The sequence below is a fragment of the Acinetobacter sp. YH12140 genome (genome assembly GCF_013418475.1).
In the GTDB taxonomy this organism is placed as follows: domain Bacteria; phylum Pseudomonadota; class Gammaproteobacteria; order Pseudomonadales; family Moraxellaceae; genus Acinetobacter; species Acinetobacter amyesii.
The window spans coordinates 316491-341284 of record NZ_VPBZ01000003.1 but is presented as its reverse complement, the minus strand read 5'-3'; the positions used below and the strand labels follow the sequence as shown (position 1 = coordinate 341284).

Annotated in this window: 22 protein-coding genes; 14 read left to right on the top strand and 8 right to left on the bottom strand. The window is 40.2% G+C overall.

Going from position 1 to position 24794, the window contains the following annotated elements:
• The first annotated feature begins 135 nt into the window (after positions 1-135).
• Complete coding sequence (locus FTU75_RS05300) at positions 136-1074, top strand: NAD(+) kinase (RefSeq protein ID WP_078189100.1); 939 nt, start codon at positions 136-138, stop codon at positions 1072-1074.
• Between the two features lie 2 nt (positions 1075-1076).
• A complete protein-coding gene (locus FTU75_RS05295; protein WP_078189099.1) occupies positions 1077-1343 on the top strand; it encodes a YeaC family protein in 267 nt (88 codons plus the stop codon).
• 91 nt (positions 1344-1434) lie between these two features.
• Here the strand turns inward: FTU75_RS05295 and FTU75_RS05290 are convergent, their stop codons facing one another.
• A complete protein-coding gene (locus FTU75_RS05290) occupies positions 1435-2433 on the bottom strand; it encodes a glycosyl transferase family protein (protein WP_180115330.1) in 999 nt (332 codons plus the stop codon).
• 408 nt (positions 2434-2841) lie between these two features.
• Here FTU75_RS05290 and FTU75_RS05285 point away from each other — a divergent pair, with 408 nt between their 5' ends.
• Complete coding sequence (locus FTU75_RS05285) at positions 2842-4188, top strand: dicarboxylate/amino acid:cation symporter (RefSeq protein WP_180115329.1); 1347 nt, start codon at positions 2842-2844, stop codon at positions 4186-4188.
• 170 nt (positions 4189-4358) lie between these two features.
• Positions 4359-5501 carry an acyl-CoA dehydrogenase family protein gene (locus FTU75_RS05280; protein WP_111885331.1) on the top strand — a complete coding sequence of 381 codons (1143 nt, stop codon included), beginning with the start codon at positions 4359-4361 and terminating at the stop codon, positions 5499-5501.
• 125 nt (positions 5502-5626) lie between these two features.
• Here the strand turns inward: FTU75_RS05280 and FTU75_RS05275 are convergent, their stop codons facing one another.
• The gene (locus FTU75_RS05275) at positions 5627-6157 is read right to left on the bottom strand and encodes a DJ-1/PfpI family protein (RefSeq protein ID WP_180074075.1); all 531 of its coding nucleotides are present in this window, start codon (positions 6155-6157) and stop codon (positions 5627-5629) included.
• Between the two features lie 572 nt (positions 6158-6729).
• Here FTU75_RS05275 and pheA point away from each other — a divergent pair.
• The 4 genes from pheA (at position 6730) to FTU75_RS05255 (ending at position 11737) form a co-directional block, all read left to right on the top strand.
• Entirely contained in the window at positions 6730-7839 is a 1110-nt protein-coding gene (gene pheA, locus FTU75_RS05270; RefSeq protein ID WP_180077541.1) for a prephenate dehydratase, read from the top strand.
• Positions 7840-7908: 69 nt separating this feature from the next.
• Positions 7909-9000, top strand: coding sequence for a histidinol-phosphate transaminase (gene hisC / locus FTU75_RS05265; protein WP_180115328.1), 1092 nt, complete (start codon positions 7909-7911; stop codon positions 8998-9000).
• A 3-nt stretch (positions 9001-9003) separates the two neighbouring features.
• Positions 9004-11253, top strand: a complete 2250-nt coding sequence (locus FTU75_RS05260) for a bifunctional prephenate dehydrogenase/3-phosphoshikimate 1-carboxyvinyltransferase (RefSeq protein WP_180115327.1) — start codon at positions 9004-9006, stop codon at positions 11251-11253.
• A gap of 112 nt (positions 11254-11365) precedes the next feature.
• Positions 11366-11737, top strand: coding sequence for a hypothetical protein (locus FTU75_RS05255; RefSeq protein ID WP_078194409.1), 372 nt, complete (start codon positions 11366-11368; stop codon positions 11735-11737).
• A gap of 84 nt (positions 11738-11821) precedes the next feature.
• Here the strand turns inward: FTU75_RS05255 and FTU75_RS05250 are convergent, their stop codons facing one another.
• Together FTU75_RS05250 and FTU75_RS05245 are read right to left on the bottom strand one after the other, a co-directional pair.
• Positions 11822-12346, bottom strand: a complete 525-nt coding sequence (locus FTU75_RS05250) for a hypothetical protein (RefSeq protein ID WP_180115326.1) — start codon at positions 12344-12346, stop codon at positions 11822-11824.
• Positions 12347-12626: 280 nt separating this feature from the next.
• The gene (locus FTU75_RS05245) at positions 12627-13253 is read right to left on the bottom strand and encodes an alpha/beta hydrolase (RefSeq protein ID WP_111885325.1); all 627 of its coding nucleotides are present in this window, start codon (positions 13251-13253) and stop codon (positions 12627-12629) included.
• A gap of 125 nt (positions 13254-13378) precedes the next feature.
• Between FTU75_RS05245 and yaaA the strand changes: the two genes are divergently transcribed.
• The 4 genes from yaaA to FTU75_RS05225 all read left to right on the top strand — a co-directional run bounded on the left by yaaA (position 13379) and on the right by FTU75_RS05225 (position 17940).
• A complete protein-coding gene (gene yaaA / locus FTU75_RS05240; RefSeq protein ID WP_180115325.1) occupies positions 13379-14161 on the top strand; it encodes a peroxide stress protein YaaA in 783 nt (260 codons plus the stop codon).
• 957 nt (positions 14162-15118) lie between these two features.
• The gene (locus FTU75_RS05235; RefSeq protein ID WP_180115324.1) at positions 15119-16441 is read left to right on the top strand and encodes an NCS2 family permease; all 1323 of its coding nucleotides are present in this window, start codon (positions 15119-15121) and stop codon (positions 16439-16441) included.
• Between the two features lie 66 nt (positions 16442-16507).
• Positions 16508-17509: an adenosine deaminase gene (locus FTU75_RS05230; RefSeq protein WP_180115323.1), complete on the top strand. Its 1002-nt coding sequence runs from the start codon at positions 16508-16510 to the stop codon at positions 17507-17509.
• Between the two features lie 56 nt (positions 17510-17565).
• A complete protein-coding gene (locus tag FTU75_RS05225) occupies positions 17566-17940 on the top strand; it encodes a hypothetical protein (protein ID WP_111885321.1) in 375 nt (124 codons plus the stop codon).
• A gap of 49 nt (positions 17941-17989) precedes the next feature.
• Here FTU75_RS05225 and FTU75_RS05220 read toward each other — a convergent pair whose 3' ends face one another.
• Complete coding sequence (locus FTU75_RS05220; RefSeq protein WP_180115322.1) at positions 17990-18550, bottom strand: cytochrome b; 561 nt, start codon at positions 18548-18550, stop codon at positions 17990-17992.
• Positions 18551-18762: 212 nt separating this feature from the next.
• On the opposite strand from FTU75_RS05220, the gene FTU75_RS05215 reads away from it, so the two are divergent.
• Positions 18763-19152, top strand: coding sequence for a hypothetical protein (locus FTU75_RS05215; protein ID WP_180115321.1), 390 nt, complete (start codon positions 18763-18765; stop codon positions 19150-19152).
• Positions 19153-19245: 93 nt separating this feature from the next.
• On the top strand, positions 19246-19812 hold the full coding sequence (gene rnhB / locus FTU75_RS05210) for a ribonuclease HII (protein WP_180115320.1): 567 nt from the start codon (positions 19246-19248) through the stop codon (positions 19810-19812).
• 95 nt (positions 19813-19907) lie between these two features.
• Here rnhB and csrA read toward each other — a convergent pair whose 3' ends face one another.
• From csrA to alaS, 3 genes are all read right to left on the bottom strand, one after another.
• Positions 19908-20162 carry a carbon storage regulator CsrA gene (gene csrA / locus FTU75_RS05205; protein ID WP_078189080.1) on the bottom strand — a complete coding sequence of 85 codons (255 nt, stop codon included), beginning with the start codon at positions 20160-20162 and terminating at the stop codon, positions 19908-19910.
• A gap of 248 nt (positions 20163-20410) precedes the next feature.
• Entirely contained in the window at positions 20411-21691 is a 1281-nt protein-coding gene (locus FTU75_RS05200) for an aspartate kinase (protein ID WP_078194395.1), read from the bottom strand.
• A 346-nt stretch (positions 21692-22037) separates the two neighbouring features.
• Positions 22038-24731 carry an alanine--tRNA ligase gene (gene alaS / locus FTU75_RS05195; RefSeq protein ID WP_171263822.1) on the bottom strand — a complete coding sequence of 898 codons (2694 nt, stop codon included), beginning with the start codon at positions 24729-24731 and terminating at the stop codon, positions 22038-22040.
• Between the last annotated feature and the right edge of the window lie 63 nt (positions 24732-24794).

Genomic DNA, 24794 nt, shown 5'->3' with positions numbered 1-24794 from the left:
TGAGAAATTTTGCTAATCATGCGAAGCTTTTCAGTATTTTGCAATATTTAAACTGTTATATGTATGCAAAATATTGGAAGCTACTTCACTAAAGTCGAAACTTTAAAGTTTTTTTAAATCATTTCTGTTAGTGATATGATACCAATGAGGCGAAGCGGAGCAAAAGCGCAGGTGCAAATTTCACATAAATCATTTCGAAACATTGGGTTGATTGGTCGTCCAGACAAATCATCAGTGATCGAAACCCTATGTTTGATCCACGATCATATTTTGAGTTTGGGATTACATCCTGTATTTGATACGCAAACAGCGCAGCTGGTTCCCTATAATAATACTCAGACGGTCAGCCGTAATTTATTGGGTGAAGTCGTCGATTTGGTGATCGTAGTTGGCGGTGATGGTTCATTGCTTCATGCTGCACGTGCCTTGGTGAAATACAACACTCCTGTGATTGGGGTGAACCGTGGTCGTTTGGGCTTCCTGACCGATATCAAACCGACAGAAGTGATTTTCAAGTTAGATCAAGTGCTTAAAGGTGAGTTTCAGCTAGACCGACGTTTCTTGTTGGAAATGGAAATTCGCTCGAAAGGCGAGTCGATTTATGATGCTGTGGCTTTAAATGATATTGTGCTGCACTCGGGTAAATCGGTACACATGATCGACTTTGAACTGAATATTGATGGGCAATATGTATACCGCCAACACAGTGATGGTTTAATTGTTTCGACGCCAACCGGCTCTACAGCTTATGCATTATCTGGTGGTGGTCCGATTGTCCACCCAAGTATGGATGCGATTGCCTTAGTACCAATGCATCCACATACTTTGTCGTCACGGCCGATTGTCGTGGGCGGACAAAGTGAAATTAAAATTTTGATTCGTGAAAACCGTGTTTTACCAATGGTCAGTGCCGATGGTCAACACAGTGTATCATTGGGTGTAGGCGATAGTTTACATATCCGCAAACATCCATTTAAGCTCAACTTATTACATCCACCTGGTTATGACTTCTATATGGCATGTCGTACCAAGTTAGGCTGGAACCAAGATTTTGACTCATTAAAGCAGGATTAATTATGAATATTGAACAGATGCTTGCCGTACTCGATCCTGAAATTGTTGGTCGATTAAAAACGGCAATTGAAATTGGTAAATGGCCAAATGGTGTAGCGCTGACTCAAGAACAACGTCAGATTTGTATGCAAGCGGTGTATGCATGGGAAATTAAACATTTGCCAGAAGATGAGCGTAGTGGTTATATTGACCGTGGGACCAAAGAAGAAGATGAGCATTGCGACTCGCATGTGGAAGAACCTGAGTTCAAGCCGATTCGTTTCGTTTAATCCTTTTTCTTTTTGATTGAAAAAGCCAGCTCAATGCTGGCTTTTTATTGGCTTGATGCATGCCTAGATTTATTTCTTCATATCTGCTTATTTAAGCGTGACGATTTGCCCACATGGTTTTGGCAGTTTGCATGGCTTCATCAAAACTTGCGACTGCACCCATGGTATATAGTGCGATTCCCATGGTTTCGGTGACTGCGATTTCACCATATTCATGTGTCTGCTGACCGTCCCAAACGGCTTTAAAAACGGCCAAATCAAGTTCTTCTTCGACTGGACTACGGTTGTCCGTCAGTTTAGGCAACTCATGTTCATACATTTCACCATCCTTGATACCACAAATTAATGTTTTTGCATCGGGGTTACGTTCGAATTCACCACCTTCACCCTTAATGACAGCACTATTTTGATAACCCAATTGAAATGCCGCACGTTGGTGTGATCCACTATAGGCTGGATGGAAAATAGCTTGCATGGTGGCTTTGGCATTAAATGGATTTATCAGACGCGCAAGGGTGTGAATTGGGGAACGTAAACCCATCACATTGCGCAGTGAAATTAAATCACTAAGTATTGGTGAAATGACGTCGAGCGAAATATAAGCAAAATGACGTTGTATTAGTTGTTCTTCCACATCTGTATCATTTTGGCAAATAGGAAAACCCAAATACTCTAATACTTGTTCTGTATAAAGGCGGTTAATGGTATGACCTGAAGCGCCATGCATCACGACATTGTAACCGTGTTTTGCCAGCGTTAATGCTGCTAATAAAAACCATGGATAATGTTTGCGTTTACCTGCATAAGATGACCAATCTAAATCGACATCAAGTTTTTTAAACTTGAGCTGATCACGTGTAGCTTGGACGAAGCCTGTAAGTTCATCGACTGACTCTTCTTTTACACGCAATAACATCAAGAAAGCGCCCAATTGAACGTCCAAAACCTCATCTTTTAAGATCATGCTGAACGCTTGGTAGGCTTCATCATAAGTGAGCGAACGTGCGCCATTTTTACCTTTACCCACGATACGGACAAATTGCGCAAAAGGATGTTCAAAATCTTTGTAAATATTTCGTTTATTGTTCATGCAAATACGGGGCTTAAAATTAGGACTTAAGGGTAGTTTACTTCTATAGTTGGTGTTTTTCAGCCTGATAATGAGCGTAAAAAATGCAGTCTTTAGACTATAGTCTAATGATCTCGGTCTATTATTTAACCGAAATTAACATTTGTGGCAGAACAAGCCATTAAAAAACAGGTAAAATTTAACCTACTTTAGTATGCGTTTCATCTCCTGATCAATGTGCTGATTCTATATCAGGTCCTGATGTGATTATTTAATCACCATACATATTTCGTTTTTCTGTATTTGGCTAAGTCAAATACCTTTGGTGCTCTTTTGTCGAAGACAAAGGGGTTTTGGGCTGTTTATTTTTTGAAAATAGACAAAAACTGAATATTTCTTTGAAGCAGAAATATATCGTGAAGTAATGTCATGGCTAAAAAACCAATTTATAAGTCACTATATTTTCAAGTGATCGTTGCCATTATTGCGGGTGTATTGGTGGGTCATTTCTCACCAAGTGGTACGCAAATTATCAATGGTACCGAGCAATACGTAAAAGGCTGGGGTGAATTGTTCTATCCACTAGGACAAGGTTTCATTAAGCTAATTAAAATGATTATTGCACCTGTGATCTTCTGTACCGTAGTGAGTGGTATTGCAGGCATGGAAAGCATGAAATCTGTGGGTAAGACAGGTGGGGTCGCTTTACTATACTTCGAAATCGTTTCGACCATCGCACTCATTATTGGTCTTGCAGTGATTAATATTGCAAAACCAGGTGTGGGCATGAACGTAGATCCAGCATCTTTAGATACTTCAGGTATTTCTAAATATGTTGAATCTGGTGCAGCACAATCTACACAAGAATTCTTTATGAATATCATCCCAAACACCGTTGTTGGTGCGTTTGCTGAGGGTGAAATTCTTCAAGTTCTATTATTTGCCTTATTATTTGGTTTTGCTTTGCATAAACTTGGTGATGCAGGTAAGCCTGTATTGAAGTTTATTGATCAAATTGCACATGTATTCTTTAACATTGTAAACATGATCATGAAGCTTGCACCAATTGGTGCTTTCGGTGCGATGGCTTATACCATTGGTAAATATGGTATTGGTAGTTTGGCACAATTGGGTCAATTGATCATCTGCTTCTATATCACATGTTTGCTGTTTATTTTCATTATACTTGGCTCAATTGCACGTATTTGCGGTTTCAGTATTTTGAAAATGATTCGCATGATTCGCGAAGAGTTACTGATCGTACTGGGTACGTCATCTTCAGAGTCTGTACTGCCACGTATGCTAAAAAAACTTGAACTTGCTGGTGCAGAAAAATCTGTAGTGGGTCTTGTTATTCCAACAGGTTATTCATTTAACCTAGATGGTACGTCTATTTACCTAACCATGGCAGCAATCTTTATTGCACAAGCGACCAATACACCGCTTGATATTTCGCATCAGATCACATTGTTATTGGTTCTACTCATTTCATCTAAGGGTGCTGCGGGTGTGACGGGTTCAGGCTTTATTGTGATGGCTGCAACATTGTCTGCTGTGGGTCATATTCCTGTTGCAGGTTTGGCATTAATTCTTGGTATTGACCGTTTCATGTCAGAAGCACGTGCATTAACCAACCTTGTAGGTAACTCTTTGGCAACGATTGTGGTTGCGAAATGGGTGGGTCAATTAGACAAAGAAAAACTGGATTTTGCTTTGGCAAACCCTGAAGAAATTGACCGTCAGATGCAAGAAGAAGGCAACGCACATCATGCCTAAGGATGATGCTGTGATGTAAAAGATGTAATTAAAAAGGAAGCTTCGGCTTCCTTTTTTAATGCAAGGGCAAAGCCAAATTTGAACGCTTTAGTTTTTAGGCATGACGGCTGTTCTAAACTGCAATAGGATTGAGCTCAACAAAATAACAAACTCAACCAAGGAAGAAACACATGCTAGCTTATGATGCAGACTTAGAATTATTTCGAGATAACTTTCGCCGCTTTATGGCAGAGCATGTCGCACCACATTATGAGCAATGGGAACGTGAAGGCATTATGCCGCGTTCAGTATGGAATGCTTTGGGTGAAAATGGCTTTTTATGTGTGGATGTGCCTGAAGAATATGGCGGCTATGGTGTCCCAACGCATTATTCACTGATGCTAGTTGAAGAGTCTGCACGCGCAGGTTTTAGTGCATTATCGACAGGTATTTCATGCCATTCTGAAATTGCAGCGCCTTATATTTTGCACATTGGTTCAGAAGAACAAAAACAATATTGGTTACCGAAAATGGTCACAGGTGAGGTGGTCGGTGCTATTGGTATGACAGAGCCGGGAGCAGGTTCGGACTTGCAGTCTATGCGCAGTAGTGCAATTTTGCAGGGCGATTATTATCTACTCAATGGCTCGAAAACTTTTATTTCAAATGGTCAACATGCAGACCTTGTGGTATTGGCTGCGAAAACTGATCCACAAGCACGTGCCAAAGGTGTGTCATTACTTTTAGTCGATACACATTTGGATGGATTTAAGAAAGGTACCAACCTCGACAAAATTGGTCTGCATGCGCAAGACACTTCAGAGTTGTTTTATGACAACGTCAAAGTGCCAAAAGAGCAACTTTTGGGTCAAGCTGGACAAGGCTTTGCTTACTTGATGCAAGAGTTACCGCGTGAACGTACCGCAATTGCCTCGACTGCAATTGGTGCGATTCGTGGTTCAATTGATGTAGCAACGCAGTATGTTAAAGAGCGTCAAGCGTTCGGACAGGCGATTGGACAGTTCCAAAATACTCGTTTTGTCTTGGCACAGGCTAAGATTGACGAATTGGCTACAGCGGCATTTTATAATCAAAATGTTGAACTTTATATGCAAGGCAAACTTGATGTTGAAACTGCAGCAGCACTCAAGAGCTTTTCTACCGATATGCAAATGAAAGTGGCCCATAATCTACTTCAATTATTTGGTGGCTATGGTTATATGACCGAATATCCAATTTCACGTTTCTTTGTTGATGCACGTATTCAGCAAATCTACGGTGGCACCAATGAAATTATGAAAGAAATCGTGGCACGAAGTATTTTAGGTCGATAAACAATTTATCAGGCTGAAATTAAAATAGCGAAGTGAAGACTTCGCTATTTTTTTAAGATGTCTTTCTATAGATTTGCGTGTTTGAATTAAATTATGCGGTTGAGTGTAAGTGAATATATTGAGACCTAAGATAATGACGGTTGCCCCAAAACTTGCAAACAGACTTCAATAAATTCAGGCGTATCTAAAGTACTACGAGACGATATATACAGGTTATTATCATTTACGACCGATTGATCCGAAACCACCACACCCGCGTTTAACAAAGCGGATTTCAGCGTTTCAGATTGGGCGAAATGGCGACCTTGTATGACACCAGCTTCTAATAACAACTGTGGACCATGGCAACTGCTCAAGATCGGCTTTTGGCTATCTGCAAAATTACGTACAAAATAGATAAAACGGTCATCTAAAGCGAGTTTCTCGGGGGAATAACCGCCGGGGATAAACAAGGCATCAAAATCATGGACAGAGGCGTCTTCGATACTCTGGTCAATGGTGATCTGGGAACGGCGTTTAATACCGTAAACGATTTTTCCAACCTGATCTTCGATATTGATAATGCTGTGCCGAGCGGCTCGAAAGGCCTCCACAGGCTCAAGGTACTCAATATCTTCAAAATCGTAGGTCACTAACACTGCAATTTTCTTGTGCATACTTGTACCTATGGGTCTGTTATTTTTTTTCTGATATTTAGACTACAAAGCAATGATAAAAATTACCTGTGTCTTTTGTAATAAATGCGTCAATGACTGTAAACATTAGATGAAAGTGCCTATTAAGTCACTGAAAAAACGATCAATGACCAAGTGTTTATATAGATCATCTTTAAGTTTCAAATTATTTCTATGCCATGAAAACCAAGTTTAGAATTTTTTATTTTGCTACAGGTATTGAGAGCAAAATTTAAAACTGAAATGACCAATGAAATAAACTGATTGATGGGCTTATACAAGGGGATGGATCTGATGCAAATTTGGAGGAAAAGAGAAGGCCTATTTATTGTGCTGCTCAAGATGAATGATCAATAAAGCCGTCAAAAGGTAAGATTTGCCTTAATTATGGCTTTACCTATCAGTTTGGCTGTTTTGGCTCTTAAGTTAAGCTGATGAAGCTTTAATCAACTGTATGTTTTTAAGGCTGAAACCATCAAAGTCGTATTGCGCAACATTTGAAAGCTAACTATTGTTATACTGTTTGCAAAATTTTTTTGAAGGGCGACATAACAATGATCAACGATGATCAAAACACTCCGACTTCTCTGGACTTAGCTCAAATTCGTGAAGATATCGACTCTGTTGATATGCAGATTCAACAACTTATCAACCGTCGTGCGAAACTAGCTGAAGCTGTGGCAAAAGCAAAATTTGCTGCAGAAGAGAATCCATTGTTTTATCGTCCTGAACGTGAAGCACAAGTTTTACGTAAAGTTATGGATCGTAACGAAGGCCCATTGTCTGATGTGACAATGGCACGTTTATTCCGTGAGATCATGTCGGCTTGTTTAGCTCTTGAAGCACCGCAAAGTATTGCGTTCTTAGGTCCAGTTGGGACATATACACATTCGGCGGTGTTGAAACACTTTGGTCAAGACGCTGTTGTTCGCCCTCTTCCAACGATTGATGAAGTATTCCGCGAAGTAGAAGCAGGCAGTGCGCACTATGGTCTTGTGCCTGTAGAGAACTCATCTGAAGGTGTAGTGAACCACACCCTAGATTGCTTCAAATCTTCACATCTGAATGTTATTGGTGAAGTGGAGCTGCGTATTCATCACCAGTTCCTAGTGTCTGAAAACACACGTAAAGACAGCATTAAACAAATTTATGCTCATCAACAAACTTTGGCGCAATGCCGTGGTTGGTTAGATGCTCATTATCCAGGTGTAGAACGTGTTGCACTCAGTTCAAATGCAGAAGCTGCACGCCGTATTCGCAATGAATGGCACTCAGCAGCAATTGCTTCTGAAGTCGCTGCGAACATTTACAACCTTGAAATTTTGCATAGCAATATTGAAGACAATCCTGAAAATACTACTCGTTTCTTGGTGATTGGTCGTGAGAAAGTACCGCAATCGGGCAATGATAAAACTTCATTGTTGATTTCTGCGCATGACCGTGCAGGGGCGTTGCTTGAAATTCTTGCACCATTTGCAAAACACAATATCAGTTTGACCAGTATTGAAACACGTCCTGCCTTGCCTGAAAAATGGGCCTATGTCTTCTTTGTTGACCTTGAAGGCCATGTAGAACAAGACAATGTCAAAGCAGCGATTGAAGAAATTCGTCCATTGGTTAAAGAAATTCGTGTATTGGGTTCATATCCGATTGCTGTTCTTTAAGATCACAACTGTGATCAATTCCATCAGGAGTTGATCACCTTCATCATTTGAAAAAACTGGAAGTGTAAAATGACGTTTGTCCCAGCCAATGAAGGCATTGCAAAGCTAAAGCCTTACCAACCAGGTAAACCAATTAGTGAACTTGAGCGTGAGTTGGGTATTACAGATATCGTAAAACTCGCATCAAATGAAAACCCATTGGGTTGTTCTGACAAAGTGAAAGAAGCGGTTGCTGCTGAACTTGCAGAAATTGGTCGATATCCGGATGGTGGCGGTTTTATTTTGAAAGACCAAATTGAAAAACAATTTGGTATTGCACATGACCGCATTACGTTAGGTAATGGTTCAAACGATCTTCTAGAAATTTTCGCTCGTGCTTTTGTTTCAGAGCAAGACTCTGTGGTGTATAGCCAACACGCATTTGCTGTGTATGGTCTGGTGACACAAGCAATTAATGCTGAAGCGATTGAAGTGCCTGCAAAAGGTTTTTCACATGACCTAGATGCAATGGCTGCGGCAATTAAAGACAATACTAAATTGATTTTTATTGCGAACCCAAATAATCCAACAGGTACATGGTTTGAAGAAGCTGAATTTGAAGCGTTCATGCAAAAAGTACCTGCAAATGTGATCGTGGTTTTAGATGAAGCTTATGTGGAATATTTCCCAGAAAACTTCAACAGCTTGAAATTCTTAGATCAATACGCAAACTTAATCGTTAGCCGTACCATGTCAAAATGCTATGGCTTGGCTGCACTACGTGTTGGGTTTGCTTTGGCTTCAGTTGAAGTGACGGATTTCCTCAATCGTATTCGTCAACCATTTAACGTGAACCATCTTGCGATGGTGGCTGCAGTTGCTGCACTTAAAGATGAAGCATTTATTGAAAAATCACGCGTAGTGAACAAAGCGGGTATGGCTCAACTTGAGTCAGGCTTTGATGCTTTAGGTTTAGCGTATGTGCCTTCACGTGCGAACTTCATTTTAGTAAATGTAAAAGCAGATCCTGCACAGACGTTCAATGCTTTATTAAAAGAAGGTGTGATTGTTCGTCCAGTTGGTATCCCTGAGCATTTACGTGTATCAATTGGGACTGAAGCTGAAAATGCTAAATTCTTAGCTGCATTGGCTAAAGTTTTGGGCTTAGAGGCTAAAGCTTAAGTCATGTCTGTACCACTATTTGAAAAAGTTGCTTTTATTGGGCTTGGGCTAATTGGCTCAAGCCTAGCTCGTGTCATGATTGCTGAAGGGTTGGCTAAGGAAATTGTGGCGTCTACGCGTTCACAAAAAACTCTAGAAGATGCAAAAGCTTTAGGACTTATTCAGCAGGGTTATAGCGATCCTGCTGAAGCGGTCAAAGGTGCAGATCTCGTTGTCTTGGCTTTACCTGTACGTGCGACACAAAAAGTCCTTGAGGTGATCAAACCTTATCTATCCGAACAGACGATTATTACCGATGTTGGGAGTACCAAAGGCAATGTCGTTGATGCAGCGAAAGCAGTCTATGGTGAGCAATTACCTGCTGGTTTTGTACCGGGGCATCCGATTGCTGGGGCTGAACTAACAGGTGTGCATGCCGGTAAAGTGGATTTATTTGCTAATCACAAAGTGATTTTGACACCTTTACCAAGCAGTGCAGATTGGGCTGTAGAGAAACTGATTCAATTGTGGCAAGCTGCCAAAGCGGAAGTGATTTGCATGGATGTGGAAAAACACGACGAAGTGTTGGCCCATACCAGTCATCTTCCGCATTTGATGGCATTTAACTTGGTTGAGCAACTTGCGAACCGAGAAGACAATTTAGATATTTTCCGTTATGCCGCTGGCGGTTTTCGTGATTTTTCACGTATTGCTGCAAGCGACCCACATATGTGGCATGACATCTTTTTTGCCAATAAAAAGGCAATTTTAAATGCGGTAGATGGCTTTGAAAAACAATTGGCTATTCTTCGCAAACTGATTGAAGATGAAAATTCACAAGCGTTGATGGGACTGTTGGGGCATGCACAAGCGGCACGCCAACATTTCAATCACATGCTCGCAAAGAAACCACTGATGGAGAAAAATAAAGTGACGACACAGCAATTCAAAATTTTACCGGGTCCAAAGCAATTCCAAGGTAAATTTACTGTGCCAGGTGATAAATCTGTGTCACATCGCTCTATCATGTTTGGTGCTATTGCAGAAGGCACAACGCATGTCACTGGTTTCCTTGAAGGTGAAGATGCCTTGGCAACCCTTCAAGCATTCCGCGATATGGGTGTAAGTATTGAAGGCCCTAAAAACGGCGAAGTCACCATTCATGGTGTAGGTATGCATGGTTTAAAAGCACCTGCAGGCGCTTTGTATATGGGTAACTCAGGCACTTCAATGCGTTTGCTTTCAGGCATGTTGTCGGCACAAAAGTTTGATTCGGTGATGACGGGTGATGCGTCATTATCAAAACGTCCAATGGAACGTATTGCAAAACCATTACGTGAAATGGGTGCGCAAATTCAAACTACAGGTGAGCGTGGTACGCCGCCCGTGTCTATTTCTGGAAGTCAAAACCTTAAAGGTATTCACTACGACTTACCAATGGCATCTGCACAAGTAAAATCTGGTATTTTGTTGGCAGGTCTTTGGGCGGAAGGTGAGACGGTTGTCACTGAGCCAGAACCGACACGTGACCATTCAGAGCGTATGCTTCGTGCATTTGGTTATGACGTGAAAACAGAAGGCAACCGCATTTCACTTCAAGGTGGTGGCAAGTTAGTCGGTACGGATATCCAAGTACCCTCTGACATTTCATCTGCAGCATTCTTTATGGTGGGTGCAGCGATTACTGAAGGTTCAGATGTCACACTTGAAGCGGTCGGCATTAATCCAACACGTACAGGTGTAATCGAAATTTTAAAACAGATGGGTGCTGACCTGACTGTTGAAAATGAACGTATCGCTGGCGGTGAGCCGATTGCAGATATTCGTATTCGTGGTTCACGTACACTCAAAGGCATTCATATGCCAGAAGATCAAGTGCCATTGGCGATTGATGAATTCCCAGCGTTATTTATTGCTGCTGCATGTGCAGAGGGTCAAACCATTTTGACTGGTGCAGCTGAACTTCGAGTGAAAGAGTCGGATCGTATTCAAGTGATGGCAGATGGCCTAAAAATTATGGGTATCGATTGTACGCCAACTGAGGACGGCATTATCATTGAAGGTCAAGGCAAAGCGGGTGAGTGGGGTGCAATCTTCACAGGTGGTCAAATCGAATCACATCATGACCACCGTATTGCAATGAGCTTCTCAATGGCAGGTTTACGTACTTCGGGTGAAATTAATATCGTGGGTACAGAAACTGTTGCGACCAGCTTCCCGACATTTACAGAGCTAGCAACTCAAGCCGGTTTAACGATTGCGGTAAGTGAATAAATAATTCACTAAATTTGTATATTTATTCAACAACAGCCAAGCAAATGCTTGGCTGTTTGGTTTTAATTGCTTATGCTAAAACCATACAACAAGAATGTCTTTGGATAGATACATGAGAAAACTACAATTCACCGCCCATAGCGATTCAAATCGAGTTGAAAGCAGTGCTGATACGCAAACTCAGGTTGCTGAATTATTGGCAAATAAATTAGAGCGTTATGGCTTTCAAACGTTATCGCAAAGTGGTGATCAGATTGCAGTCAGTGTCGATCAACATGAATTGCCACTTTCAGTGACATGTCAGGGGCAGGATGAATCAGGTCGTCTAGTCTGTGAAATTACCTCTTATCCAGATGAAGACCAAGATTGGTTAGATCGTATTACTGAGCAAAGTCTATTGAACCAATTGGCTCAAGCGGTCGAAAACAGTTTAAAAGAAGAAGACTCGTATAGTGAGTTTCAATGGAAACAAATGACGAAATGAACTGAAAAATTGAATTAAAAATCATCTATAAAAAAGCAGCATAGTGCTGCTTTTTTATTTTTTAACGGAATGTATCGAACAACGTTATAGACATTCAATATTGATAGGATTAATAGTTCGATTGCTCTTTTTCACATAGTCACACATTTTTTCTGACTCTTGTTCATTAAGTCCCCAAAACACGATCACACCACGTTGATCAGTCAATTTGCTATCGCTAAGATAAATATAATGAGTGTCATGATAGTTTTTATCGAGCATATCTTTATATTTTTGATCGGTAAAAGATGAACAAGACGAAATTTCAGCTTCTTTACACACCGAGTCACTTGAACAGCGTTGCTTAAAGGTTGAAATCATATTCATGGTGTCAGTGCTGTTGAGTTGGGCTTCACACACTTGGCTGTTGGGAAAGTCGTAGACCATTTTTAAGCTAAAATCACGACCATCGACATTCATCTTGTATGACGCAGTCAAATAGGCTTTGGGACCATCGTTCGCAGCAACCGTAGACGCTGGCAAATTTGTCGTTGTGGATGGGAGTGAATTAAAATAATAGACCAAAGCTGCAATGCTTAGACTTAAAATCACAGCAACAATAAATTTCATTTTTCCCTCTAAATTTTATCTTAATTTTTCTGGGTATTATTTCTGTAGTTGATTATTTAAACAAGTAAATAATTGGTTTTTAGATAAAAAATTGAGGCATAATCAAAATTAAACGAGCATCGGCTTAAGTCATTACATATTGAACGAATTGTGATCACTAATGCAAAAAAATGGATAAATCGAAGTGCTGTAGGTGAATTTATCTGAAATATTGGTGGGGAATAGAGCGGTCACTAGGCAAAAAAATGAGCCAGTTAAGCTGACTCATTTTTGGTATTGTTTATACTAAAAAGCGTGAAATCGCAATACGAAGCTGTTTGAGATAACCCGTAAAGAAGTGGTTTGCACCTGGCAAAACCGTGATTAAATGGCGCTGTGGTTTGGCCCACTGAATCAAGTCAGATAACAGTGTGACATTATCTTCTTCACCATGAATAAATAAAATATCACCCTTAATATGCGGTGTCACATAGTGACGTACACCTGCAACTGTTGTGGTTGGTAAGCCGCATAAAATAGTCTGTACAGGCTGTAACTCCACTGGCAATAGGGCATAGCATTTAGTCATGACATTTGCACCAAAACTAAAACCGCCTGCATAAAATGGCAGGTTCGGATGTTGGTTGCGAGCAAATTCAATGACTTGCATAGTGTCTTTAGTTTCACCATTGCCTTCGTCATGTATTCCTGCACTTTGGCCAGAGCCGCGGAAACTTGGGCGATAGACAACATAGCCACGTTCTAAGAACATTTGCGCTAAAAGCACAGGTACTTTGTGCTGTGGTGTGCCACCTTGCAATGGGTGAGGGTGTGTAACTACCGCGAATCCTTTCACTTCACCCTGTGGATAATCAACAAAAATTTCAAGCTGACCAACAGGCCCTTGAATGAACAGTTGTTCTGACATAATGACTAAAATGTGAAAGCGGGAGAGTCGCATAGTTTACAGATTATGTTTATCAAAAACACAGATTGGATTTGAAAATACTCTACTGTTATAGTTTGTTTAATTAAAAATTAATCAGGATGTTTATGCTCGCTTTAATTTCTCCAGCAAAAACTTTAGATTACGAAACCGCTTTACCGACTGAAAAATTCACTCAACCACGGCTATTAGATCATTCTGAGGAATTAATCTCAGTCGCACGTAAATTGTCGGTAAGTGAAATTTCAAGCTTGATGAGTGTCAGTGAGAAAATTGCGACTTTAAATGTTGAGCGCTTCCGAGATTGGCAGCCTGATTTTGATTTTGCCAATGCACGCCAAGCAATATTTGCCTTTAAAGGTGATGTATATACCGGTTTAGATGCTTATAAACTTACAAACTCAGACCTTGAATATGCACAAACCCATTTGCGTATGCTCTCAGGTCTCTATGGTTTATTGCGTCCACTGGATTTAATGATGCCATATCGTTTAGAGATGGGGACCAAGCTGCAAAATCCACGTGGACATAACCTATACGAGTTTTGGGACAATACCATCACCAATCTCATCAATGACGATTTGGAAAAAGCCGGCTCTGAACTTTTGGTCAACATTGCTTCAGATGAATACTATAAGTCGGTCAAAGAATCAAAAATTAAAGCCGAAATCATCAAGCCAGTTTTTCTCGATCAAAAGAACGGCAAATATAAAGTCATCAGCTTCTATGCCAAAAAAGCACGTGGCCTAATGGCGCGATATTTGTTGGAAAATAAAATTGAACGTATTGAAGATATCAAGTCGTTTAATACCGATGGATATTATTTCGATGCTGAGAGTAGCTTAAAGGGCGAATTGGTCTTTAAGCGAGATGAGCAACAAGCCGCTTAAGTTCAAGATTGAAAATTTTGAATCTGTAAAAAATATGAATAGCCGCTGTTTTTAAGTCAGCGGCTTTTTTATCTTCTTCACTCGGGATGTAACGGTGGGCCTGTGAAATTGATCGTGCTTTAAATTTCTTAGGTGAAATGATCTATGATTTAAGGTTTTTTTAGAAGAAGGATTCGAAAAATCATTCACTAATGATCTTGTCTATCAGTCTAAAACATATTACAAATTTAACATTGATCGAACAAATAGCTTATTAAATGACTTAATAAGATATAAAATTGTGAAATACATCACTTTTTTGTTTAAGTTTTTTGTTATTATAGCTAAATATTTAAACATGAATAAAATTTTGTTATGAAAAAAATACTGATACCAATTTTTATACTCAGCATTGTGTTTTTAGGGTTTAGTGTTTATAAGAATGTAGAGTTAAAGCGACAGCAAGAAATTAATCAGGTGTTTAATGATGATTTGAGCGCATCACCTTATATGCGCTAAAAAAAATCAATCTTGCTGCTTTTGCATTGAGCTCAAGCATGGTCTTGAAGTCTTCGTCTAAATCTTGATATTTTATTTTTATATATAATAATTTGAAACTTTTTAAAGAAAACAATGTCTTAAATTTACTAAATTGAAAAGCGATGAAAATTTGGAAACATTAAAAAATCAATGTGTTATAATTTGCCGAAATTAATTTGATCAGTATTTATTGATATTAAATACGAATTAAATGACATAAATAGAGGAGCTGCATAAGTTTATGCAGCTTTTTTGTTTGCAAATTTCAACATTTGTACCGTGTTGTATGCTGTTGAAAATAGGATTTTTTAAAGCCTACAATCTGCCGAATTGGCATATTCGTTGCTTAGGCATACACAAAATTAATGATGAATACATGACATGATTAATTTTGTGGAATGCTTATATGCATAAAGTTTACTTCATAGGGGCTAGGTCATGACGACTCCTAATCCATCTTCCGAGAACATGCTTGAACGTCTGTTTAAACTGAGCGAAAACAAAACCAGTTTCAAAACAGAAGTCATTGCAGGTGTAACTACTTTCTTGACAATGTGTTACATCATTATTGTCAATCCAATGATTTTGTCCGAAACGGGTATGGATCATGGCGCTGTTTTTGTCGCAACCTGTTTAGCAGCAGCCATTGGCTGTTTGGTGATGGGTCTTGTTGCTAACTATCCAATTGCCTTAGCACCCGGTATGGGTTTAAACGCTTACTTTACCTATTCTGTATGTTTGGGTATGGGCGTGGAATGGCAAACTGCTTTAGCAGCTGTATTTGTCTCTGGCCTTGTTTTTATCGCTATCAGCATGTTCAAAATCCGTGAAGCGATTGTCAATGCGATTCCAATGTCGCTTAAACTGGCGATCGGAGGCGGTATTGGTTTATTCCTTGCGCTGGTTTCTTTGAAAAATGCCGGCATTATTGTTGATAACCCTGCAACATTGGTTAGTCTGGGTGATTTAAAACAGCCGTCTGTCTTGTTAGCTTTACTTGGCTTCTTGATGGTTGTGGTTATGCATCACTTTAAAGTACGTGGTGCAATCATCATCAGTATTTTGGTGATTACTGCAATTTCAACCCTGCTGGGCTTCAACGAATTTAAAGGTGTTGTAGGTGCTATTCCTTCAATCGCTCCAACATTCATGCAAATGAACTTCGAAGGTCTATTCACCGCAAGTTTGATTGGCGTGATCTTTGTATTCTTCTTGGTCGATTTATTTGACTCTACAGGTACATTGGTCGGTGTATCACACCGTGCAGGCTTATTAAAAGATGGTAAATTACCACGTTTGAAGAAAGCATTATTTGCAGACTCATCTGCAATTGTTGCGGGTGCGGCATTGGGTACGTCTTCGACTACGCCTTATATTGAATCATCAGCAGGTGTTGCTGCCGGTGGTCGTACAGGTTTAACTGCAGTTGTAGTTGCTGTATTGTTTATTTTGGCATTGTTCTTAGCACCACTTGCTCAGTCAGTACCAAGTTTTGCAACTGCGCCAGCATTGTTGTTTGTTGGAGTATTGATGATTCAAGGTATCGTTCATATTGAATGGGATGATATTACTGAAGCAGTCCCAGCATTTTTAACAATTGTATTTATGCCGTTTACGTATTCAATTGCAGACGGTATTGCAATGGGCTTCATTAGCTATGCATTAGTTAAATTGCTGACAGGTAAAGCGAAAACTGTACCATATATGGTCTGGATTATTGCTGCACTTTGGGCATTAAAATTTGCTGCATTTGGCGGTTAATACTGTCAAATAGCGAAAGGGTGTAAACTCAGTTTGCACCCTTTTTTATTTTTATGAGGATAAAAGATGGATCAACTTGAGCTGATTCGCGCTTTGCCAAAAGCAGAGCTACATGTGCATATTGAAGGGACATTTGAGCCTGAACTCATGTTTGCAATTGCCCAACGCAACAATATTGCAATTCCTTATCAGTCAGTCAAAGAATTAAAAGAAGCGTATAACTTTCATAATTTACAGTCTTTTTTAGACATTTATTATGCAGGTGCAAATGTACTGATTCATGAGCAAGATTTTTATGATTTAGCATGGGCATATTTAGAAAAATGTGCAGAAGATCATGTGGTTCATACTGAAATGTTCTTCGACCCACAAACTCATACAGATCGTGGCGTTGCTTTTGAAACTGTTTTGAATGGCTTACAACGCGCTTGTAATGATGCCAAAGTAAAACTGGGCATTAGCTCACATCTGATTATGTGTTTCTTACGTCATTTATCTGAAGATGCAGCATTTTCAACTCTAGAACAGGCTTTGCCATATAAAGATCAAATTATTGGTGTCGGTTTAGATTCGAGTGAAGTGGGGCATCCGCCATCAAAATTTGAACGTGTTTTTGCCAAAGCACGTGAAGCAGGTTTTCTTATTGTTGCGCATGCAGGGGAAGAAGGTCCAGCAGAATACGTATGGGAAGCCTTGGATCTACTGAAAGTAAATCGTGTTGACCATGGTGTACGTTCAGAAGAAGATCCTGTCTTAATGCAGCGTTTAATTGCAGAGAAAATGCCATTAACAGTTTGCCCGCTGAGTAATTTAAAACTTTGTGTTGTGAATGATATGGCTGATCATAATATTCGCCGACTATTGCAACAAGGTGTGCATGTGACCGTCAATTCAGATGATCCATCTTATTTTGGTGGCTATATGAATGATAACTTTATTGCGATCACCAAAGCACTTGATTTAAGCAATGCAGAGTTAAAGCAACTGGCAATTAACTCTTTTGAAGCATCATTTATTTCAGATGCGGAAAAACAAACTTGGATTAAAAAGATTGAAGCGTTGAATTAATAATCAGCGTATAATCTCAGGCAGTGAATATTCACTGCCTTTTTTATGTTTAAATCATGCTTTTCTCTCATTCAAATCGCTCTATATTTGCCTCATCGATTACATTTTTAGCCGCAGTATTGATTTCATCCGCTGCTAGTGCAGATAAATCAAGTTTAAGTCAGCGTATGCTAAAGCCCGTGATTGAATATCAATGCTCGCAAGAGTTAAATAGTTCTAAAATTTGGAAAGGTGCTGCGTTGTTTATGAGTGCTCAACAGAAAAAAGACAATCAAGCTGCGATTTGTCAGTGCGTGAGTGAGCATGCTATGGATGATATCGGTGCGAAAGATCTGATGACTGCTGCAGTGAATGAAACTGAAAAGAATAAACTGATTTCTAAAGCTGTTTTGAATAGTATGCGCGGTTGTGCTCAGCAAGTACTGAATTAAAAGATAATGCTTAAAATAAAAGCCACATGATGTGGCTTTTATTTTGTCTCTATTTAAGTTTTGGTTGTTGTGTCATGCTTTTGAGCACATGGTCTTTATCTATAAAATGATGTTTCAGCGCTGCCAAAATATGACCCACTAAGAGAAAGCCTGCTGCCCAAGAAATCCAAATATGTAATGGTTTCACGATGGCTAATAATTCAGAATTATCTTGTACCAAGCGTGGTATTTCAAACAAATACAATACGGGAGCAGGGTGACCTGCACTCCAACTGAATAAGCAACCTGTGATCGGCAAAGCCAGTAGTACAAAATACAGTGCTAAATGACCCAAATGTGCCAAGGTTTTCATGCCGGAGGACATGTTGTCAGGTAAATCTGGAGCGGGGTGGGTATAGCGCCAAAAGATTCGTATCACCACCAGAAAAATAATCGTAGTAGCAATATTTTTATGGAGGGTAATGACTTGCCCTTTAAAGCTGCCATCGACGTCATAACTCAGAAAATTACCACTATAAAAGCCAATTAACCATGCCACGATGAATATGATCGCCATCAGCCAATGTAAGACCTGAGCTGTTCGAGTGTAGTATTGTGTGTTATTGCTCATGTTGATTATTTAAGCGTCTAATCTTATGCAGATTCTAATACAAACCACAAAAATATGCGTCGTTTAAAATCGGGACACTGTGTTGTGAATATGCAACACAGGCTTTGATGATTAACTACACAACTACCGAATTTATTTTAAATAGTCATATCAGATGGTGTGTGATTTGGGGCACAATATGCGCGTTAATTAACAGAACAAAGGAAATATTCGTGAAAAAATTAGTTGCTGTTCTAGCGCCATTAGCGCTTGTACTTTCTGCATGTGCTGCGACTGGTACAACAGGTACAAGTACATCTACAGGTACAACTTCAGCAAACAGCTTGGCAATGATGGCTGTTAAAGTAGGTGTTCAAGCAAAATGCGTGACTGAGCTAAATAACAACAGCTACTGGAAAACAGGTTCAAAACTATTAACAGAAACTCAAAAATCTGAACTACAAACTGAAGTGTGTTCATGTGTAGGCGAGAAAGCGACAACTAGCGTGACTGCAACGGATTTGGTTGTAGCAGCAATGGATAAAACTTCACAAGCAAATCTTGCGGCTAAAATTGTGACAAATACTTTAAATTCTTGCGTGATCGAAACATTTAAAAACTAAGATTTAGAACAATTTATACGACCCAGACATTGGTATTGCTGAGTATTAGCAAATTCAAATTAAGGGTCGTATTTTATTTTGAGTGAGAGATATATGAAAATTGCTGGTGCAGATGAAGCGGGTCGCGGTCCATTGGTGGGTTCGGTTGTTGCGGCAGCTGTCATTTTAGATCCAAATAACCCGATTGAAGGTTTAAACGATTCTAAAAAGCTCACTGAAAAAAAACGTGAAAAGTTATTTATTGAGATTCAAGAAAAAGCCTTGGCTTGGGCGATTGCTGAAAGTTCCGCACAAGAAATTGATGAGATCAATATTTTGCAAGCATCATTACTTGCAATGCGTCGTGCAGTGGAAAAACTCAATGTACAGCCAGAACACGTGTTGGTAGATGGTAATAAAGTCCCAACCGGTTTAGCGATGAGCTGTGATGCTGTCGTAGGTGGTGATGCGATTCATCCTGAAATTTCGGCTGCGAGTATTTTGGCAAAAGTGACTCGAGACCACGAAATGGTTGAACTAGATGCAAAATATCCACAGTATGGTTTTGCGAAACACAAGGGCTATCCAACCAAAGCGCACTTCGAAGCGATTGCGCAGTATGGGGTGATTGATGAACATCGCCGCAGTTTTGGCCCCGTACGTAAAGTTCTAGAAGGGTAGTAATAAAGCTTAGTTGAACGTCTATAGTAAAAGCATGTTCTAGATAAATTTAAAGCGGCCTAATGAGCCGCTTTATGATTTAAACAACTTAAATCTTAGCGATTATAGTTATTTTGGGAATAATCAGTTTCTTCAAAAGATGGCTGATATTCTTGATCAATGTTTTGGAGATGTTCGTGCATTGCGCGTTCATGTTGAATTCGTTGGTAAATTTCTTCACGATGAACAGATACTTCTTTTGGAGCATTCACGCCAATACGAACCTGATTACCTTTAACACCAAGTACAGTCACGCTAACTTGGTCTCCAATCATTAATGTTTCTCCGACACGACGAGTCAGAATCAGCATGTTTCTCTCCTTGCAAAATGCAAAACCTGCAAATGATCTGTTATGTAAAATTCATAACTTGTAAAAGCAAAAAATTTAGCAGTGCATCTGAAACAATCATTGTGACAGTCGCAAACTGAGTAAATTTTAAAATCCTCAGGTTTAATATAACAGAGCCACTATAAAAAAAACTATAGTGGCTCTGAATTTTTACGATGTTTTTCAAAATCTGTCTAACAATGACAAATTTTGACACACAGCAAGGTTAATTAAGCACGTGCGCTTGATTCACCTGTTTCACGGTCTAGACCGAATGCAGTGTGTAGAGCACGTACAGCAAGCTCTAAGTATTTCTCATCAATAATCACTGAAATTTTGATTTCAGAAGTCGAAATCATCAAAATATTAATGCCTTCTTTTGCAAGAGCAGTAAACATTTTGCTTGCAACACCTGCGTGTGAGCGCATACCAACACCAACAATCGATACTTTAACGATGTCTGCGCGAGTTGCAACTTCACGTGCACCAATTTCTTGTGCAGTCGCTTCAAGAATGGCTTTCGCTTTTGATAATTCACTACGGTTAACTGTAAATGTGAAATCAGTTGTGCCGTCTTCTTCAACGTTTTGGATAATCATATCCACTTCAACATTGGCATCACCAATTGGTGAAAGGATGTTTGAAGCGATACCTGGTTTATCCGGTACACCAAGAATAGTTAATTTAGCTTCATCACGGTTGAACGCGATACCTGAGATGATTGGTTGTTCCATGTTGTCTTCCGCTTCAGTGGTGATTAGTGTCCCGACGTTTTGTTTAAAGTTTTCGTCGAATGCGCCATCATCGTCATTATCAAAACTTGATAATACGCGTAAAGGCACTTGGTATTTACCGGCAAATTCTACAGAACGAATTTGAAGGACTTTAGAACCAAGTGATGCCATTTCAAGCATTTCTTCAAAAGAAATACGATCAACTTTTTTCGCTTTTGGAGCGACACGAGGGTCAGTGGTGTAAACACCATCAACGTCTGTGTAAATCTGACATTCATCAGCTTTAAGTGCGGCGGCCAATGCAACACCCGAAGTGTCAGAACCACCACGACCTAGAGTCGTAGTGTTACCTTCGGCATCAAAGCCTTGGAAACCTGCCACTACAATGACACGTCCAGCGTCAAGGTTTGAAGTCAATACATCCGTATCAATCGCTTCAATACGCGCCTTGGTAAATGCGCTGTCGGTTTTAATACCGACTTGACGGCCTGTAAGTGATTTAGCTTCAACACCAATAGAGTTAAGTGCCATTGCTAACATAGAAATCGTTACCTGTTCACCCGTAGACACCATTTGGTCTAATTCGCGTGGATCAGGGGTTTCGGTAATGGCTTTCGCTAAAGCAAGTAGACGATTGGTTTCGCCACTCATTGCAGATACAACAACCACAACTTTGTGACCGTGATCATGCCAACGCTTTACACGACGAGCAACATTTAAAATGCGCTCTGGAGTACCCATTGAGGTACCGCCATATTTTTGAACGATTAATGCCATAACTATCCTTACCAAGTAAATAAGTCTAAAGACTTAAAGCACTTACACATATTTTAAGACCGCACTTCGGCGCGATTTTAATATACCACGTAGCTTATGAACTCCAAGGTAGGAGGAGTTCAAATAGATACTTTGTGTCTGCAGGGGATTCACATGAACCCAGCCTTTTAGACTCCATTTTCATCATTTAGCCAGAGGTTGAATATTGGTTTCAACATGATGATTGAGTTTGCGCTTTCACGCATCAACAGTGTTTAAGCAGGATCCAGCATTAAAAAACACACTGCTTAAACCTGTTGATTTGCTCAAAGGAGGTGAGTCACTTTGAGCTATAGGACTTTTGGTCTTATTTTGCAGCTAACCATGCAACGAGGTCAGTCATTACCGCTTCAAGTTTGTCGCTATAAGGCGCACCACCTTGAGCCATATCAGGTTTACCACCACCTTTACCGCCAAGTTCTTGACCAAGGTGTTTGATGATGTCACCTGCTTTTACAGCAGCAGTGTATTCTTTAGCAACCGAAGCAATGAGGCTCACTTTGTCGGCATCAACCGCTGCGATCACGATCACAGCATTGTCTAACTTAGATTTCACACCGTCGTGCAAGTTGCGAAGTGATTTCGCATCTACACCTTGAACCGTGGTGATTAATGTTTTACGGCCAGCAATCTCTTGAACTTGACTCAATAACTCAGCGGCTTGGAAGCTTGCCAATTTTTGGTTCAATTGTTCAATTTGTTTTTGCAAGCTAGATGCTGTGTGAGACAAAGCTTCAACTTTTTCTAAAGTTTGATCTTTTTGCGCTTTCAGCAAATCGTTGATTGCATGAATGTCACGATCTGCTTTTTGCGCAGCTTCAACTGCCTTAGTACCCGTAACGGCTTCAATACGACGTACGCCTGCAGCAACACCGCCTTCAGATGTAATCTTGAATAGGCCGATGTCACCTGTGCGTTTTACGTGAATACCACCACAAAGTTCGATAGAGAAGTTTTTCTCATCTTTGGTTGTACCCATTGAAAGTACACGTACTTCGTCACCGTATTTCTCACCGAACAACATCATTGCGCCTTTTTCTTTGGCCGCATCGATGTCTAAAAGTTCAGTTGAAACAGCAGTATTGGCAATCACTTCGGCATTGACAATGCGTTCAATTTCTTGAAGCTGTTCAAATGAAACAGGTTGGTCATTGGCAAAGTCAAAACGTAAAAGTTCGCTTGCAACCAATGAACCTTTTTGCTGTACGTGCGTACCTAAAACTTGGCGAAGTGCTGCATGTAATAGGTGAGTTGCAGAGTGGTTGCGTGAAGTTGCTTCACGGATATCCGCTTTAACAATAGCCTCAACTGCTTGAGCTGCTTTTAAGTTACCCATGGTCACGATGCCTTGGTGTACAAAAGCGCCGCCTGATTTTTTGGTGTCTTGAACTTCAAAAATACCAGTTTCGTTTTTGAAGATACCTGTATCGCCAACTTGACCGCCACTTTCTGCATAGAAAGGAGTTTGGTTTAGAACGATCAGCGCTTCGTCACCTTCAAAAACTTCATCAACTTGTTCGCCATCTTTGTAGATTGCAACAATTTGACCTTGGCCTTGAGTTGCGTCATAGCCGTCAAATTGAGTCTCGCCTTCAACTTTGACAATTGAGTTGTAGTCGATAGCAAATTTACCAGCATCACGCGCACGTTGACGTTGAGCCGCCATTTCGACTTCGAAACCAGCTTCGTCAATGGTGAGATCACGTTCACGTGCAATGTCTGCTGTTAAGTCAGTCGGGAAGCCGTAAGTATCGTAAAGTTTAAATACAGTTTCGCCTGGAATCACTGAACCTTTAAGTTGAGCCAATTCGCTTTCAAGCAATTTCAAACCTTGCTCTAAAGTTTTTGCGAATTGTTCTTCTTCTTTCAAAAGCTGTGCTTCGATACGTGCCTGGTTAGCAGCAAGTTCAGGATAAGCAGCACCCATCACTTCGATTAACGGCTGCAACATTTTGTAGAAGAATGAACCAGTCGCACCCAATTTGTTACCATGACGTACTGCACGACGGATAATACGGCGAAGTACATAGCCACGGCCTTCGTTAGACGGGTTAACACCGTCTGCAATCAGGAAGCAGCAAGAACGTGCATGGTCAGCCACAACTTTAAGTGAAGCAGGGTATTCAACTGGTTTGTTTTCTGCTTGCGCTTTTGCTTCAAGTTCAGTGGTATCTAAACCAATAATTTCAGCAGCAGCTTTAAGTAGGTTTTGGAATAGATCAATTTCGTAGTTTGAGTTTACATGCTGTAAAACTGCAGAAATACGCTCAAGGCCCATACCTGTATCTACAGAAGGTGCAGGAAGGGCATGCAGTACGCCATCAGCAGTACGGTTGAACTGCATGAATACGTTGTTCCAAATTTCGATGAAACGATCGCCATCTTCTTCAGGAGTGCCCGGTAAGCCACCCCAAATATGGTCGCCATGGTCAAAGAAGATTTCAGAACATGGACCGCATGGACCTGTATCACCCATTGCCCAGAAGTTATCTGAAGCGTATTTTTCGCCTTTGTTGTCACCTATACGGATAATTCGTGAAGCGTCTAGACCAATTTCTTTGTTCCAGATATCAAATGCTTCGTCATCTGTATGGTAAACAGTGGCATAAAGTTTATCTTTTGGTAGACCTAACCATTTTTCGTTGGTTAAGAAATCCCAAGCAAATGTGATGGCATCACGTTTGAAGTAGTCACCAAATGAGAAGTTACCCAACATTTCAAAGAATGTGTGGTGACGTGCTGTATAACCAACGTTGTCTAAGTCGTTGTGTTTACCACCGGCACGGACACATTTTTGTGAAGAAGTTGCACGAACGTAGTCACGTTTTTCAAGACCAAGGAAGCAGTCTTTAAACTGGTTCATACCAGCATTTGTGAACAATAGTGTTGGGTCGTTGGCAGGTACCAGAGAACTCGACGCGACACGTGTATGCCCTTGCGATTCAAAGTAGCTTAAAAAAGCTTCGCGAATTTCAGCTGATGTCATAAAACGAGTACTCACAACCAAGTCTCTCCTAATTTCGATTTGGTAATAGCATATCAAGCAAGTCTTACAAAATTTTAA

Bases quoted from the DNA above. Each gene is read 5' to 3' on its own strand.
- FTU75_RS05235 (WP_180115324.1), top strand. From the start codon at position 15,119: ATGACGACTCCTAATCCATCTTCCGAGAACATGCTTGAACGTCTGTTT.
- FTU75_RS05290 (WP_180115330.1), bottom strand. From the start codon at position 2,433: ATGAACAATAAACGAAATATTTACAAAGATTTTGAACATCCTTTTGCG.
- FTU75_RS05225 (WP_111885321.1), top strand. From the start codon at position 17,566: ATGCTTTTCTCTCATTCAAATCGCTCTATATTTGCCTCATCGATTACA.
- pheA (WP_180077541.1), top strand. From the start codon at position 6,730: ATGATCAACGATGATCAAAACACTCCGACTTCTCTGGACTTAGCTCAA.
- FTU75_RS05280 (WP_111885331.1), top strand. From the start codon at position 4,359: ATGCTAGCTTATGATGCAGACTTAGAATTATTTCGAGATAACTTTCGC.
- FTU75_RS05230 (WP_180115323.1), top strand. From the start codon at position 16,508: ATGGATCAACTTGAGCTGATTCGCGCTTTGCCAAAAGCAGAGCTACAT.
- FTU75_RS05275 (WP_180074075.1), bottom strand. From the start codon at position 6,157: ATGCACAAGAAAATTGCAGTGTTAGTGACCTACGATTTTGAAGATATT.
- FTU75_RS05255 (WP_078194409.1), top strand. From the start codon at position 11,366: ATGAGAAAACTACAATTCACCGCCCATAGCGATTCAAATCGAGTTGAA.
- rnhB (WP_180115320.1), top strand. From the start codon at position 19,246: ATGAAAATTGCTGGTGCAGATGAAGCGGGTCGCGGTCCATTGGTGGGT.
- FTU75_RS05300 (WP_078189100.1), top strand. From the start codon at position 136: ATGATACCAATGAGGCGAAGCGGAGCAAAAGCGCAGGTGCAAATTTCA.
- hisC (WP_180115328.1), top strand. From the start codon at position 7,909: ATGACGTTTGTCCCAGCCAATGAAGGCATTGCAAAGCTAAAGCCTTAC.
- yaaA (WP_180115325.1), top strand. From the start codon at position 13,379: ATGCTCGCTTTAATTTCTCCAGCAAAAACTTTAGATTACGAAACCGCT.
- FTU75_RS05245 (WP_111885325.1), bottom strand. From the start codon at position 13,253: ATGTCAGAACAACTGTTCATTCAAGGGCCTGTTGGTCAGCTTGAAATT.
- csrA (WP_078189080.1), bottom strand. From the start codon at position 20,162: ATGCTGATTCTGACTCGTCGTGTCGGAGAAACATTAATGATTGGAGAC.
- FTU75_RS05295 (WP_078189099.1), top strand. From the start codon at position 1,077: ATGAATATTGAACAGATGCTTGCCGTACTCGATCCTGAAATTGTTGGT.
- FTU75_RS05250 (WP_180115326.1), bottom strand. From the start codon at position 12,346: ATGAAATTTATTGTTGCTGTGATTTTAAGTCTAAGCATTGCAGCTTTG.
- FTU75_RS05260 (WP_180115327.1), top strand. From the start codon at position 9,004: ATGTCTGTACCACTATTTGAAAAAGTTGCTTTTATTGGGCTTGGGCTA.
- FTU75_RS05285 (WP_180115329.1), top strand. From the start codon at position 2,842: ATGGCTAAAAAACCAATTTATAAGTCACTATATTTTCAAGTGATCGTT.
- FTU75_RS05200 (WP_078194395.1), bottom strand. From the start codon at position 21,691: ATGGCATTAATCGTTCAAAAATATGGCGGTACCTCAATGGGTACTCCA.
- FTU75_RS05220 (WP_180115322.1), bottom strand. From the start codon at position 18,550: ATGAGCAATAACACACAATACTACACTCGAACAGCTCAGGTCTTACAT.